Source organism: Proteiniclasticum ruminis DSM 24773, from assembly GCF_000701905.1.
GTDB lineage: Bacteria > Bacillota > Clostridia > Clostridiales > Clostridiaceae > Proteiniclasticum > Proteiniclasticum ruminis.
Genome location: NZ_JNKC01000008.1, coordinates 1 through 14,636, shown reverse-complemented (window position 1 = coordinate 14,636; position 14,636 = coordinate 1). Strand labels below are relative to the sequence as shown.

The window sequence follows — 14,636 nt, the reverse complement described above, 5'->3', positions numbered from 1 at the left end:
TTGGTTCCGGGATTATTATCTTCTTTTGAAATGGAAGGATATCCGCTCAAAAAAGGCCAAGACCTCTTTTTCTGCGGATATCCTCAAGTAGAGATGTATATTATCTGATGCTCATATAAGGAGTATCCACTGGATAATCCAGAAGCTCCTTCAGCTCCTCGTCCACCTTGACAATGGTGATGCCCATACCGATCATATCCATAGAAGTCGCATAGTTTCCTACGAGTGATTTGTAGATTTTAACACCCTTTTCTCTCAGCACTTCTTCCAGATGGTTATGAATGATATACTGGTCCATCAAAGGCAAGCCGCCAAGACCATTCACCAGTGTGTACACTTCATCGCCTTCAGAAAGCGGGAAATCCTTTAGAATATGTTCCATGATTTCATCTACAACCTGATCCGCAGGTTCGATCTTACCACGACGTACTCCAGGCTCACCGTGAATACCCATACCGATTTCCATATCTCCATCTTCCATATCAAAAATGGTGCCACCCTTTACTGGAATGGTGGAGGAAGACAGTGCAACACCCATGGAACGGGTATTGTCATTACATTTCTTTGCAGCCGCAACTACTTCATCCAGGTCCATACCCTTGGCAGCAGCGGCAGCAGCAGCCTTGAACACAAAAAGGTCTCCAGCGATTCCTCTTCTGTCTTCAATATTTTCAGAAGAAACCACGTCATCTGTCACAAGAACTGTCTCCACACGGATACCATCGTCGGCTGCCATTTCAGCACCCATATCAAAGTTCATCACGTCTCCTGCATAGTTTCCATAAAGATAAATACAGCCTTTGCCCTGATCTACTGCTTTTACAGCGTTATAACAAGGTTCTGGTGAGGGAGAAGTATTGATGTTGCCGATGACAGCAGCATCTGCAAAGTTTTTTCCTACATAGCCCAAAAATAGAGGTTCGTGTCCTGAGCCGCCACCAATGATGACACCGACTTTTCCAGGTACAGGATTTGTAGTGACAACCACTCTTCCGTCATGCTCCAGAAGTTTTACATAGTCGCTGTGTGTCTTCACGTAACCAGACAGCATTTCCTCCACCACATCATAAGGATCATTGATCAGTCTTCTCATTACTCATTCTCCTTTTATACGATATTAAAGCTCTTTAAAATGCATAATACTTCCTACATTCAAGAAACATATTTGAATCTCAAAGAATCCTCATATCTCTATTATTGAGCAAAAAACGAATGGATTCAACAGATGAATGTAAACCTTTTATTAACGATTTGGTTTTTTTCCCATTATATTAGAATTAAATTTCATCATGACAGATGAGTGATGAAAACAGTCCCAGTACGGACAGATGACACTCCCTTAAGATCACCAGGATACTCTTCTATGCAGCAGCTTGTTTCTCCAATCTTCAAACAGAGAAAAACAGAGCTACTTTGCTTTTCCTTCACTATTCCCAAGATCTGCAAAGAGATAAAACATCAGATAAATAAAAAGAGACAAGAGGAAAAACTGAAGGCTGAAAGAAAGTGCTTGTTTATCAAAACTCCCCACAACAAACCGGAGAAGATGCACTGGCCGAAGCACCGCATCCCAGGAGTTGAAGCGGATGAACCTGCCAAGATAGATGGCATAGCCACTAAGAAGATGGACAGCTACAACCATCCCCCAAGCTTTGAGGTTTCCCTTTGTCCTTCTTAGCTCCCGATGCAGAAGGTATAAGGAAAGGGCACTGAGAGCACATCCAAGAAACACCGCATAGGAAATGGAGAAAAAATTGTTCCAGGGCAGTTTCTCCATGCTGTAGAGAATACGTTCTGCCCCGGAATAAGGCTCATAGGACGGGTTCGGATAATAAAAAACATCCTGACTGAGATGGATAAAATCCGTAATCACATAGACCGCATTGGCAAAGAAGAAAAGCCATAACGCCGCCCAGAGTCCTTTTAACAAGGACCGGGGTCCGGATGGCTCTTTCTTCCTCTCACGAATTAGAAGCAGTGCCATTCCGAGGGGAATCCACGCGAGGAAAAGATTCCAAAGAAGATAATAAGTATCAAAAGGTCCTCCAAAAAACATCCAGAGGATGAATATCAACGTACATAGTAAAAGAACGCCCACGACCTGTTTCAGTTTTTCTTCCATTTTCGCACCTCACACCTTGCATTATTACACTTTCTTCTATTATCTCCATGGAAGTCTAGAAAAGTCCAAGTTTTTTCTGAAAGATTCATGACTTTCTTCATAATCATCAAAAAGAAGAAGCAAAGGGCTGTGCAAATCATTGTCTGCGCAGTCCTTTGCTCTGTTTTCTTAAGGTCTACCCCCCGGAATCTTTCCTCCTCCTGGGTTATTGCCGCCACCAGGTGTCATACCAGAAGCCCCCATGGTTGTCACAAGACTTGTCATAGACACTTCACTCAGCTCATTCCCTTCAGCATAAACCGTATAGGTTTCTCCTTGTTTCAGGTCTTCTGAGGAGAACAGGAGAGAAGCACTGTTTTTCTCAGTAGTATAAGATAACAGCTCTTCTCCTGAGGATGTCTTGATGACCAGGGTTTCACCCGCAACCACTTCTTCCCCATTTAAGAGAAAGGCTCCTAGAGTAGAGGTCTCTGAGACATTCATGGCCATACCGCTGGATCTCAGTGCAAGCAACGTACCTCCTGATACAGTGAAGGTCCCATTATAGTCCAGAGCGCTGTTTCCATCATTCACCGGTCCTTCAATAATGACCAGCCCGCCAGTCATCTCTTTTCTTTTTATCATAGCAAAGATTTTGTATGGAAGTTACGAATAACTGACGCAATCCATGGGAATCTAAAAAAATTTCACCAGTTCTTCTTCTCCGCTTCATAGTGTCATTGTAGAATTGTAGTGTGTCATCCCTATGGCACAATGAAAAGATCGAGGTGGATATAATGAAAGCATATGCAATAGAAAGTCCAGGCTCTTTTGAGAATCTGACCCTCATGGACCTGCCAAAACCTGAACCAAAAAAAGGGGAGATCCTTGTGAAAATCCATGTGGCAGGACTGAATCCTGTGGACTATAAAGTTCTTTCAGGAGGACATAATAAGTGGGTGTATCCCTTTGTGCCAGGTCTGGATGGAGCCGGAGAAGTGGAAGCTGTGGGAGAGGAAGTCCATGACTTCAAGGTTGGAGACCGGGTCTTTTATCATGGAGACCTCAGTAAACCGGGCGTTTTTGCAGAATACGCTGTGACCACAGCCTTAACTGCGGCAAAGATTCCTGATGGTATGGACTTTTCTGCCGCCGCTGCACTTCCCTGCGCAGGTCTTACCGCCTATCAGGCCCTCACTAGAAAAGTAAACACAGCCCCTATGAACTGGGTGCTCATCCATGGAGGTGCAGGCGGGGTTGGCGGCTTCGCCCTACAGATCGCGAAAAGCCTGGGTCTCAACGTCATCACCACCTGCTCCAAGGAGAATGAATCCTATGTGAAGGGTCTTGGCGCTGACGAAGTCATCGACTACAAAAGTGAGGATGTCACAGAACGGGTCATGACCCTCACCAGATCCCTTGGGGCTGACCTTATCCTTAATACGGTGAGTAAAGAATCCGCCGAAGAGGATCTCAATAGGCTTGCCTATAACGGTCATCTCATTTCCATTGTGGATCTTCCGGATCTCACGGGTTTTAACCCTTACAGAAAAGCTGTCTCTATCCACAGCCTGGCCCTAGGCGGAGCCCACAGCTCGAAAAATGACCTGCAAAGAAAAGACCTCCGGGTCATGGCAGAAGAACTTGCAGCCCTCACAGTTTCAGGAAAAGTGGATCCTATGATCTCCAAGATCCTCCCTTTCAGCGCATTGAAGGAAGGACTCCGGGAACTGACCACTAGACATGTTCGTGGAAAGATTCTTGTGAAGATCATCGAGTGACGAAAAAGACGAAAAGGAGCGTTCCTTTAAAGGGTTCACTCCTTTTCGTCTTTTTTATCTCCTCCGGATTACGCCATCGTGGGGAATGAGACACTTTCCTCTACTTCAGTATCATATGAAGGAACCTGGCAGTCCCGTGGTGAACATCATCAGAACAGTATGGCAAAGAGCCGCAAGAGAGCATCAAAGATTCTGGCAGGGAGCGTTTCCTTCAGGTCCCCTTTTTTAATCTCTTTACTCACATGAAAGGTCTCAAGTGCATCTTTCTTTAGATCCTTCAGCACCTCATGTCCATAGAGGAGGGCACCGCATTCAAAATGAAGATACAGACTTCTATAGTCCATGTTGATGGTACCTACCACCCCAATGTCATCGTCGCTGACATAGCTCTTAGCGTGTATGAATCCTGGGGTGTACTCATAGATCCGGACCCCAGCCTTCAGGAGAGGCATGTAATTGGACCTGGTGATCCGAAAGACCAGCTTCTTATCAGGAATCCCAGGGGTAACAATTCTTACATCCACCCCGCGTTTCGCCGCAAGGCAAAGGGCGGACTGCAGCTCATTGTCTATGATGAGATAAGGAGTGAATATATAGACATAGTCTCTGGCTTGAGACAGTATTTCAATATAGATATTCTCTCCAAGGGGTTCATCATCCAGTGGAGAATCCGAGAAAGGCTGCACATAGCCCTTGGCAGTGAATGATGACGGATCATACAAGACCTCTGGCAGTGCCAGGGGGTCCACTGCATCACTACGGAACGCATTCCACATCTCAAGAAACATCAGGGTAAAGCCTTTCACTGCTTCTCCTTTAAGCCTGATTCCAGTATCTTTCCAGTGTCCGAACCGCATCTTTTCATTGATATACTCATCCGCCAGGTTGATTCCTCCGGTAAACGCTGTATGACCGTCCACCACCAGGATCTTCCTGTGGTTCCGATGGTTCATCACCACTGAGAGAATGGGGCGGAACCGGTTGAATGCCATGCACTTGATGCCAGCAGCCTCCACTTTTTTGACGAAGTCATTGGGCAGAAGAAACATGGATCCCACATCGTCGTAAATCATGCGGACATCCACCCCTTCCTTCACTTTTCCGGATAGAACTTCCAGCATCCGGTTCCACATGAGACCTTCTTCCACGATAAAATACTCCAGGTATATGAAGTGTTTTGCCTTCTCCATGACTTTGATCATATCAGAGAACATTTCTTCCCCCACAGGATAGTACTTCACATCGGTTTTTTCATATAATGGGAAGTCATTTTTCTTGGCCACATATTTGGCTGTGCCATGAGCCCTGTCATCTTCTTTTTTCAGTTTATCCAACACTTCCTTGCTCTTTGGAAGCAGCGGGTGGATTCTTTCATGGGATCTTAGAAGCCTGAGTCTCATGAATCCTGAAGGCCTCTTGTTGCCAAAAAGAAGATAGAACAGTCCGCCAAAAACTGGAAGTGTCATAATGAGAATGATCCACCCAATTTTATAGGAAGCATTCTCCTCTTTCATATTCAGGAACAAGACCACCATAAGACTGAGGATGGAAAGCATGACACTGATCCACTCCCGATTTCCCACAAAGTCCATGAGAAAGAGAGTTCCCCATAAAAGCTGCACCACAATGATGAGTGCAATGAGGGCGATTCTGTAGTTGATTTTCTTAAGTAGCTGCATTTCATCTGTCCTCCAAGTTCTTTTCTTTTAATGTAGCCTTTCTAGCTTCATTCTGCAAGGTTTCAAGGCGGTTTGCTGATCTTTTCAGTTATTTCAGCAATTTTTAAAAACACAGGATTTCAAATGGACCTTTCTTAGGTACTTAATTTATGCTCTAGAATCAAAAAAGCGGCTATAATCGCCGCTTTCTTAATTGCTGTATATCCTTATTTTCCTTCTGCCGCATTCTTGCCAGCGATTCTTCCAAAGACCAGAATGTCCGTCAGTGCATTTCCACCCAGTCTGTTACCAGCATGGATACCGCCGGTGACTTCTCCTGCTGCATAGAAGCCAGGAATAGCTGCTCCGTTTTTATCCAGCACTTGAGCTTCGTCATTGATTGCTAGACCACCCATGGTATGGTGGAGCGATGGAGAACGAGGTGTTGCATAGAAAGGCGCTTCCAGGATCTTTGTACCAAAATTGGTTTTTCCAAACTCTGGATCCTTCTGATCATCAATAAAGGTATTGTACTTCTCGATTTCAGAGACAAATACATCTGCAGGAATACCCATCTGCTCTGCAAGTTCTTCCAAAGTACCTGCCCGGTAGATGCTCTTAGTAGCCACCAGATCATCAATGACATCTCCCCAGCCGTTCTTATCTCCAGGCTGTGGATTTCCTGCGGTGACCTGATCGCAGATGATATAGAAGAGGCTGTCTGTCTGCTTCAGCGCAGCGCTGGCCAGCACGTCTCTTTCTGCGTATTCATTGACAAATCTCTTTCCTTCTTTATTGATGAAAACCTGAGATTCTGCACTTCCCCACACACCACCGGAAAGAGCTCCTGTTTCAGGATGTGAGCTTGGCATCAGCTGTGCAAATCCCATCCCCACAAGGTCTGCTCCCGCTTCAATACCCATATTGATGCCATCGCCTTGGGCATTAGAAGTATTGGTGCTCTTCATATCTTCAGGAATAGTAGGCCAGTAGGTATTGTACTGTGCAACCATCTTTGCATTGGCACCAAATCCGCCAGTAGCCATGATGACACCTTTCGTCGCATGTAATGTCACTTCCGTGCCATCTGTTTTTACCGCTTTCACCCCAGAGACACGTCCATTTTCGATGATCAGCTCTTCTGCTTTTGTTTCCAGCATGAACTCAGCGCCATTCTTCTTCGCATCCTCTGCTAGAGGGTTTATAAAGCCCACCCCAACACTAGCTGAGAGTCCGTGGGTTCTTGGCCACATGGCTCCAAGTACAGTTCCGATGCTGTCGTTGATTTTTAAAGTAGAGTCTTTGGACACCAGCCAATTGAGCGCATCCAGCGCTTGACTCGTCAGCTTCTTTGCCAGGGACAGATTGCTTGTGATTTCTTCACCGTTCTTATCTGTACGCTTTCCACCGATGTAGATCTGATACATATGAAGTTCTTCAGAGTCAAAAAGCTTTGTGGTATCCCCGTCTTCAAAATACTTCTCAATCTGACCTTTCAGTGTTACGACTGTATCTTTGAAATCACCAAATGTGTTTTCATCCACTTCTAGAATCGCTTTCAGATCATTGATCAGTGCATCGTTCATGTCCACGGCAGATTGTCTTTCTTCATCTACCGCATTATAGGCACCGCCTGCACGAACAGTATTTCCACCTAGTGAGGAACCTTTTTCCACTAGAATCACAGAAGCTCCATTCTCAGCTGCTGAGGCAGCGGCTGCTGCGCCTGCTCCGCCACCGCCAATAATGACAACATCCACTGTCTTTTCTATTGGTTCTTTCTTTCCTTGCTCGACCACTTTATTCTTGAGTTTTTCTACATCTCCGCCTGCTTTTAGAATGCAAGCTTCAATGGCAGCCAGAAGACCTTTACTGGAATTGGTTGCTCCCGCAATGACATCCACATGAAGAGTCTGGCCCTTCAAGATTTCCTCAGGAATCTTTTCAAATACAGGTTTTGCAATATCTGGCGTTTCTTCGTTATCTCCGACAACAATAGACAGAATTTCTGTCTCACTGAATGTCATGGTTACTGGAATTTCCCCGTAGTTTCCTTCACCCGTTGCTGTATATTCTCCTGCGGTATAAAGCTTTTCAGATCCAGCCGATGGTGTTTCAGGAACCTCCTCCTCTTTCGCTCCACAGCCACCGCTGATGAGGAGGAGCATCAGGAGCACTGCTGCCATACATTTCTTTTTGAACATTTCCTTTTCCCCTTTCAAGTTTGATATTTATCAAACTAAATATAAACCCTGGTGCAGCACCAAGGTCAAGGGAATATTATTCGGTTTCCACAGGAAAATATGCGTAGTGATAGTTCACTTTCTGTCCTTGTTCTATTCTGCTTGAAATGTACATGGTCATGACATCACCAGATAGACGATAGCCATTCTTCTCCAAATACAGCAGCCCCTGATCCAGATGTTTTCCAGAGAGTACTTCCTCATGTTTTTTTCTAAGGATGGTATGGATACATTTTCTTTCAGGTGAAGTTCTCACGCATGATGGAAGGGGTACTGGCCACAGAGCTAGATTTTCCTTTGAAATGCAAAGAGCCATATAGTAGTGAAAGGGCTCTCTCTTTTCGATGGATGCTTTGGGTACCCATCTGGTATAGAACGTCACAGGCAAAAGCTCCATCCACGCCCTGACATAAGGGAGAATATCTTCATCCTGCATGAGCTGGTCTTTCATAGAATGAGGAAGGTAGAGAAGCTCCGGAAGAGCCACTTCTTCATAGAATGGTTCGCCTCTTTCAATAAGATTATAGTATCTTTGAAATCTTATCAGCTCCTTGAGTTTTTCCTCCTCATACACGATCTGCCTCTTTTGCTCCAGGATTTTCTCTGAAAAAGCGGACTGTAGAGATTCATTAGACAGCGTCTTCATAATCTCCGCCACCTGACTCAAGGTAAATCCAAGACTGGAATACCATCTGGAGGTAGATACAATGCGAACGTCCATATCCGAATAATACCGGTATCCATTTTCCTCATCCTGAAAAGGCTGTATAATCCCCTTTTTCTCATACTGACGCAGCGTATCTACGGTTAGACCCTGCATACTGGCAAACTTCTTGATTGTGTAATTCATGATGCTATCCGCTCCATTTCAATGATTATGTTAGCATTTTAACATAATACGATGAAATATTCTTTTTTTCTACTGATTCCTCTCTACCCACTCTTCCCGCAGCATAGCATAGATCACATCATCCACCCATGCTCCCTCATAGAAAAGTCCTTTGATGAAATGTGCTTCTCTCCGAAATCCCAGTCTTTCCAGAAGCCTGATAGAATTCTCATTCAGTGGGTCTACGGAGGCTGTGACGCGATGCTTCTGAAGCTTCTCAAAAAGGTACTTCAGAATCTCTTTTATAGCTTCTGTCGCATATCCCTTCCCCTGATAACAAGGGTCCAAGCTATACCCGATTTCCACCTGACAGCCATCTGGCAGAAAATGAAGCCCAAGATCTCCAATGAGCTTCTTCTCTTCTTTCAGATGGATGCCGAGCTGAAACCAAGTATCCTCCACATCAGGCATCTCTGCAAGATCCTGAAAAAAATCTCCCACATGCTGAAGGCTCCTAGGGTGAAAGCTCTGGAATTTCAGCACCTCCTCTTTTGAGCGATACCTATACAGCTCCTCTGCATCCCGCCGATCGAGCTTCTTCAGGATCAGTCTATCTGTTCTCAGCTCCATCCTCACCACACCTTTCATTCTCATTGTTTTCAGTATACCACCTCTCTTACTTAGAAAATATACAGCTTCCACTAGAAGAATTATCACAGATGCAGGATGTATGTGCTAAAATCCTTTATACTAGAAAGAAGTAACTAAACACCATGAGAAAGGGTGATGAAATATGAAGGGTGCATTGCATCATATTGAACTATATGTGAAAGATCTCGAAAAAAGCAAGGCTTTCTGGGGGTGGCTGCTGCAGGAACTAGGCTATGAAGAATATCAAGTCTGGCCTCAAGGCATCAGCTATCTCCTGGGACATACCTACCTGGTATTTGTACAGACAGAAGAAAGATTTTTGGACATCCCTTACCATAGATGCAGAGCAGGCCTCAATCACCTGGCTTTTCATGGGGGAAGCAAAGACTTTGTTGACAGTCTCACGCTGAAACTGAAGGAGAAGGGCGTGAAAATCCTCTATGAGGAAAAGCACCCCTATGCAGGTGGACCCGATTATTACGCGGTATTTTTCGAAGATCCGGATCGGATGAAAGTAGAAGTCACAGGGGAATAAAAAAAGCCTCTCTGCTTTTTTGAGCAGAGGGGCTACTATCGTCACATCACTGAACCATATCCGAAATTCTCACAAAACTGTATCCGGCATCTTTCAGACGTTTCAGGATCGTGGGCAGTCCTTCCATGGTCTTAGAAGAATGCATGTGCATCAGAATGATGCCACTTTGAGTTGCTTTTGTTACCGCTTCATCAATGACATACTGGGTGGTGATGGTTACGCCATACCTGGTGGTAGCCCAGTCGCTGGTATCCACAGACCACAGGATCAGATATCTCATGCCTTCCTCTGCTGCCAGTCTCTGGATCCTTTCATCATACCTTCCATTGGGTGGCCTTAACAGTGTGGAGGTTTTGCCGATGGCCGAATAGAGGGCATTTTTTGCCAGTCTGATCTCATTTCTCACTTCACTGTCCGAAAGACCTGTAAGGCTCTTATGGCTGTATCCATGGCTTTCAATCTCATGACCTTTGGCTGCGATCTCTGAAATGATCCCCGGATTATTCTTCACAAAATCACCATTGGGGCAGAATAACAGTGACTATAACATTACAAGAGTTTCTATAAATCTATTTAATATATTTAATTACTTCAATGTTTAAGTTATGCTAGAAGAAAGGTGATTATATGAAGTAGTATACGATTGGTGAATTTGCAGAGCTCATAGGTAAAAATGCTCAAACATTAAGAGAATGGGGTAAAAAAGACTTGTTTAAACCACACCATATAGCTCCAACTGGGTACAGATACTATTTTCAGGAACAGCTAAATCATTTTTTAAGCATAAGCGGTATTAAAGTTAAAAATAGAAGGATAATAGGATACTACAGGGTGAGTTCATCTAAGCAAAAAGAAGATGATGAAGGAGTTGTTAAAGAATGATACTGGGGAGGAAAGTGAGGCTATTTCCTAGTGAAGAGCAGGAGAAGGCCTTATGGAGATCTGCTGGCACTGCTAGGTTTGTGTATAATTGGACTCTAGCGAGACAAGAAGAAAACTATAACAATGGAAATAAATTCATGTCTGACAATGAATTGAGGAAAGAGATTACTCTGATGAAGAAGGAAGATGAGTACAGGTGGTTAAGTGAGGTTTCAAACAATGTAGCAAAGCAGGCTGTAAAAGATGCCTGTGATGCTTACAAGAGGTACTTTAAGAAGGTATCTGAAAAACCGAAGTTTAAGAGTAGAAAAAGGTCAAAGCCTTCATTTTATAATGACAATATGAAAATTAAATTCAAGGAGAGCAGTGTATTATTAGAGAAGGTTGGTTGGGTAAGTATAAAGATAAATCAGATTCCATTGGGGAAGAAGTACAGAAACCCCAGAGTTTCCTATGATGGGAAATACGTAGTCTATGGGGTAGAAATGGAAAAGCCTGAGTTAGAATTGACTGGTGAGAGCTTAGGTATTGATGTTGGGATTAAAGACCTGGCAGTATGTTCTAATGGAAAAGTATATAAGAATATAAACAAAAGTAAAGAGATGAGGAAGAAGGAGAAGAAGCTACGCAGGTTACAGCGTCAGGTGTCCAGGAAATATGAGATGAATAAGATCGGAGGAAAGTTCGTAAAAACCAGTAACATAGTGAAACTGGAGAAGCAGATTAAGCTGCTTCATAGGGAAATTAGTAATATAAGAAGTAACTATTTGCACCAGACGACAAGTGAGATCGTGAAAACCAAACCATCTCGAGTTGTTATGGAGACTCTTAATATTAGAGGTATGATGAGTAATAGACACTTAGCAAAGGCTATTGGGAAGCAAGGCTTATACGAGTTCAGAAGGCAGATGAAGTATAAGTGTGAGTTTAATGGGATAGAATTTGTAGAGGTTGACACCTGGTATCCATCATCCAAGACCTGTAGTGAGTGTGGGCATGTAAAAACAAGATTGTCACTATCAGAAAGGACTTATATCTGCGAGGAATGTGATTGTGTTATAGACAGGGATTATAACGCCAGCATAAATCTCTCTCGATATAGATTAGCGGCCTAATCTCCTGAAAGATAGCTGTTAATATGTACCATGCGTTGTATGGGAATTTACGCCCTTGGAGTGTTATATCAAACGAAAGTAGCCTAGGCAAAATCGGACACGATGAATGGGGAATGAAACAAAACTATAGAGTTCTATAATGTTTTGGCAACGGAAAAAGGTAGCTTTTGCCCCATAGGCGTCGAGAGCCTTCAAAATGGACCTGATATTCGCTGCAGAGCGTGAATCATCAAAGGTGAGCGCAATCTGCTTCACACTGCTTGTTTTATCGCCTTTATGAAGGACAGGTGCTAGAGCCATAGGTTTCGTCGCCGACAAGTATTTGGGACTGCAGTAGCCTTCATATGTTTTATAGCGTACTTTTGGCCATGCTTCTGATGTGCTGAGAACCGTTACCTCAGATCCTTTTGGCATGACTGCAACGATTGCATAAGAGACCCCTGGTCCTTTTCTCAGATTCAGTTCATCAGTGGTATAAAGGACCGTTCCAACTGTGCTAGGCTTTTCTGCAGTCAGATACTTTCTGCTGGCGTAGCCCGTAGTGCCTTTATATCTAACCTGATACCAGTCCCCATTTTTCATCAGCACTTCAACACCTGCACCTTTGGGCATCACAAGGAGCACCTTATAGCTGGTACCCGGACCAGATCTTAAGTTTAGACTTGCAGTGGTATAGTACATTTCCACTGCTGCAGGTTTCAGATAGGCATTGGATGCATAACCCGTCTTTCCATTATAGGTTACCTTCGCCCAGTTTCCACTGTACCCCGTGACTTCCACCTGAGCACCTTTAGGTATGACAAGGATTACCTGATAGCTTGTGCTGGGACCTGTACGAAGATTCAAATTCGCTGTTGTCACTTTAACTTCAGTCGCTTCCGCTGTTGCTGCGATATTCTCCGTGAGTATATGATGTATTTCCTTCAAAGAAACTCCAGAAAAAACCAAAAGCAAAACCAAACAAAACGCAGAGACCACAACCTTTGGGATGAACCTTCTTGTTTTCATGGTTGCGCCTCCTTCTTTTATTGATGAAGGTCCTTTTTGTCGATTCTATTGTAGCACTGGTGAACGAATTTACTTGTCAAAGGAGTAACAGAAGAAAGACGAAGTAGTAACAAATATGTGGACAAATAGGAGACCTCTTCCTCAATGGAAGAGGCCCTATTGCGTGATGAGTAAATTAAGCTTAGCTCTCTATACTCAATAGGGCCCCATGGTTCAAGAATCCTCATAACAGCTTTACGAAGAAGTGGTAACATCTTCTACTATATATGAGCCTTCTCTCTCCCAGGGGCTTATGAGTCAAGTATAGTATGTTTTGTGTCCATAATTACGGACAATAATCACAATGAATTCAAGACAAAAATTACTGCTGATACCTGTATCTGAACTGATTGACGTTGAATGTTGACCCCCTCAGAAAAAAAGATTGCATCAAAAAAAGCCTTATGTGCATCCACATAAGGCTTACGGTCAGAACTATAGATTTAATTGAGACAGGGGTGTTATATCAAGATTTTGTCTATAGTTTGATCCTTTACTTCAGATTGAGAACACGAAGTTTCTGCTGATATTCTTCTTCGGTAATCTCTCCTCGGACAAACCGTTCATCCAGCATCTTCTTTAAATGATCTTCCTGAACGGGATGGTCGTTATTTCCTTTGGATTTCTTCAGTATCAGTACCACTAAAAGAACAATTAATAATACAAACCCTACCATCATGAGGATATGCCAAATACCAAAATCACCGAAATGGTGTCCATAATAGGATCTGTCAAAATACCGATCGAAGTACCTTCCGGAACCATAGAATCTTCTGCCAAACATCATAAGTCATTCCTCCTTTCTACTTAGTCTTCTATGACAGTTTTCATTCTAAGATAGGTTTCCTCGTCGATTTCACCACGGATATATCTTTCCTTCAGCTTCGTTAAAGCACTATTGCCCTTTGAAGATGGAGTTAATCTGTCACGGCCATTATAATGCAGGTATAGAAATACCAGCAGCAAGACAGGTATCAAAAACATTTGAATGGCCTCCTTTTATCATTATTTCTGTTTATTCAGATCACAGCAATCCAGTTTCTTATTACCATACTGCTTCTTGTTGGACTCGGCAATTCTTTCAAGAAGTCTTTTCCACCAGGAAATCAATACATCTCACCTCTTTCACTATTTCTGTAACTTTATCATACACTCTAATTATGTTTTAACTGTGACAAAAAATGTGAATCAAAAAAAACAGCCTCCTGAAAAAGAAGCTGCTCTTATCATTCATTTCATTCAGTTCTCTTAAAGGATGGTTTCCTATTCCAATTGCAAAATCACTCTCAATTGTTCCAGTGCTTCCAACCAGCCCAGTTCATTGTCTTTCATTGAAATGGACTCCGGAAGCCCTTCGTGTATCACCGTCAGCTTCGTTCCTTCTTTTATTTCTTCCAGCAAAAATGTAAGAGACATCCTATTTCTAAGGCCCTCTTCCTCACTTTCAAACTGGAGCTCTTCCACAATTTTCTCGTAGGGCTTAAGTTCCGTGAATCTCCCATGATACGTATCAGTATGCTCCCCTGTTTTTCCAACCTGTGTGTCATCAAGATACTTGACACTCCCACAGCTAAAGCAATGGGATTCTTGGGTGATGAAACGCCAGTCTGTTTCCAGTAGGCGAGTATGACCCCAAGCTGAGGGCATGCCATTGCCCCTCCTAAGACAGTACATTTAGTATCTTAGGCTGATAGACTTTTACCATCTATCACAGGTGCTTTGATGATATTCATTGCACCAACTCTATCTCTATGTGTTTTGAAGCCACATGAGCATTTATATTTTCTATCTCTT

The 14,636-nt window shown here is 43.4% G+C and carries 17 protein-coding genes and 1 pseudogene; 4 read left to right on the top strand and 14 right to left on the bottom strand.

Features of this window, described 5'->3' with window-relative positions:
* Positions 1 to 100: 100 nt before the first annotated feature.
* From T487_RS0110085 to T487_RS0110075, 3 genes are all read right to left on the bottom strand, one after another.
* Entirely contained in the window at positions 101 to 1,093 is a 993-nt protein-coding gene (locus T487_RS0110085) for a dihydroxyacetone kinase subunit DhaK (RefSeq protein ID WP_031576901.1), read from the bottom strand.
* Positions 1,094 to 1,408: 315 nt separating this feature from the next.
* Positions 1,409 to 2,122 (bottom strand): DUF1361 domain-containing protein, encoded by a 714-nt coding sequence (locus tag T487_RS0110080; protein WP_031576900.1) that lies wholly within the window; start codon positions 2,120 to 2,122, stop codon positions 1,409 to 1,411.
* Between the two features lie 168 nt (positions 2,123 to 2,290).
* The gene (locus T487_RS0110075; RefSeq protein WP_143004636.1) at positions 2,291 to 2,746 is read right to left on the bottom strand and encodes a hypothetical protein; all 456 of its coding nucleotides are present in this window, start codon (positions 2,744 to 2,746) and stop codon (positions 2,291 to 2,293) included.
* Positions 2,747 to 2,898: 152 nt separating this feature from the next.
* Here T487_RS0110075 and T487_RS0110070 point away from each other — a divergent pair, with 152 nt between their 5' ends.
* A complete protein-coding gene (locus T487_RS0110070) occupies positions 2,899 to 3,882 on the top strand; it encodes a zinc-binding dehydrogenase (protein ID WP_031576898.1) in 984 nt (327 codons plus the stop codon).
* A gap of 149 nt (positions 3,883 to 4,031) precedes the next feature.
* On the opposite strand, the gene cls is transcribed toward T487_RS0110070, so the two are convergent.
* The 4 genes from cls to T487_RS0110050 form a co-directional block, all read right to left on the bottom strand.
* Complete coding sequence (gene cls / locus T487_RS0110065; protein WP_031576897.1) at positions 4,032 to 5,561, bottom strand: cardiolipin synthase; 1,530 nt, start codon at positions 5,559 to 5,561, stop codon at positions 4,032 to 4,034.
* A gap of 206 nt (positions 5,562 to 5,767) precedes the next feature.
* Positions 5,768 to 7,744 (bottom strand): flavocytochrome c, encoded by a 1,977-nt coding sequence (locus T487_RS0110060; protein WP_031576896.1) that lies wholly within the window; start codon positions 7,742 to 7,744, stop codon positions 5,768 to 5,770.
* Between the two features lie 76 nt (positions 7,745 to 7,820).
* Positions 7,821 to 8,633 carry a MerR family transcriptional regulator gene (locus T487_RS0110055; RefSeq protein ID WP_031576895.1) on the bottom strand — a complete coding sequence of 271 codons (813 nt, stop codon included), beginning with the start codon at positions 8,631 to 8,633 and terminating at the stop codon, positions 7,821 to 7,823.
* Between the two features lie 69 nt (positions 8,634 to 8,702).
* Positions 8,703 to 9,266, bottom strand: coding sequence for a GNAT family N-acetyltransferase (locus T487_RS0110050; protein ID WP_242848052.1), 564 nt, complete (start codon positions 9,264 to 9,266; stop codon positions 8,703 to 8,705).
* 139 nt (positions 9,267 to 9,405) lie between these two features.
* On the opposite strand from T487_RS0110050, the gene T487_RS0110045 reads away from it, so the two are divergent.
* Positions 9,406 to 9,798 carry a VOC family protein gene (locus tag T487_RS0110045; RefSeq protein WP_031576893.1) on the top strand — a complete coding sequence of 131 codons (393 nt, stop codon included), beginning with the start codon at positions 9,406 to 9,408 and terminating at the stop codon, positions 9,796 to 9,798.
* A 46-nt stretch (positions 9,799 to 9,844) separates the two neighbouring features.
* Here the strand turns inward: T487_RS0110045 and T487_RS0110040 are convergent, their stop codons facing one another.
* Positions 9,845 to 10,336, bottom strand: a complete 492-nt coding sequence (locus tag T487_RS0110040) for a polysaccharide deacetylase family protein (RefSeq protein ID WP_081827618.1) — start codon at positions 10,334 to 10,336, stop codon at positions 9,845 to 9,847.
* Positions 10,337 to 10,440: 104 nt separating this feature from the next.
* On the opposite strand from T487_RS0110040, the pseudogene T487_RS16265 reads away from it, so the two are divergent.
* Positions 10,441 to 10,662, top strand: a pseudogene (locus tag T487_RS16265) (MerR family DNA-binding transcriptional regulator); the annotation flags it as partial.
* A 14-nt stretch (positions 10,663 to 10,676) separates the two neighbouring features.
* Complete coding sequence (locus tag T487_RS0110035) at positions 10,677 to 11,795, top strand: RNA-guided endonuclease InsQ/TnpB family protein (protein WP_031576891.1); 1,119 nt, start codon at positions 10,677 to 10,679, stop codon at positions 11,793 to 11,795.
* A gap of 63 nt (positions 11,796 to 11,858) precedes the next feature.
* Here T487_RS0110035 and T487_RS15970 read toward each other — a convergent pair whose 3' ends face one another.
* From T487_RS15970 to T487_RS16255, 6 genes are all read right to left on the bottom strand, one after another.
* Positions 11,859 to 12,803, bottom strand: coding sequence for an SH3 domain-containing protein (locus T487_RS15970; RefSeq protein WP_051651656.1), 945 nt, complete (start codon positions 12,801 to 12,803; stop codon positions 11,859 to 11,861).
* A gap of 532 nt (positions 12,804 to 13,335) precedes the next feature.
* Positions 13,336 to 13,629, bottom strand: a complete 294-nt coding sequence (locus T487_RS0110025; protein WP_031576889.1) for an SHOCT domain-containing protein — start codon at positions 13,627 to 13,629, stop codon at positions 13,336 to 13,338.
* A 20-nt stretch (positions 13,630 to 13,649) separates the two neighbouring features.
* A complete protein-coding gene (locus tag T487_RS16260; protein WP_081827616.1) occupies positions 13,650 to 13,826 on the bottom strand; it encodes an SHOCT domain-containing protein in 177 nt (58 codons plus the stop codon).
* A 21-nt stretch (positions 13,827 to 13,847) separates the two neighbouring features.
* Positions 13,848 to 13,952, bottom strand: coding sequence for an LDCC motif putative metal-binding protein (locus T487_RS16750; protein WP_278245033.1), 105 nt, complete (start codon positions 13,950 to 13,952; stop codon positions 13,848 to 13,850).
* Between the two features lie 153 nt (positions 13,953 to 14,105).
* Positions 14,106 to 14,489 (bottom strand): SRPBCC domain-containing protein, encoded by a 384-nt coding sequence (locus T487_RS0110010; protein WP_051651655.1) that lies wholly within the window; start codon positions 14,487 to 14,489, stop codon positions 14,106 to 14,108.
* Between the two features lie 35 nt (positions 14,490 to 14,524).
* A partial coding sequence (locus T487_RS16255; RefSeq protein ID WP_155953259.1) for a zinc ribbon domain-containing protein occupies positions 14,525 to 14,636 on the bottom strand: 112 nt, incomplete at its 5' end.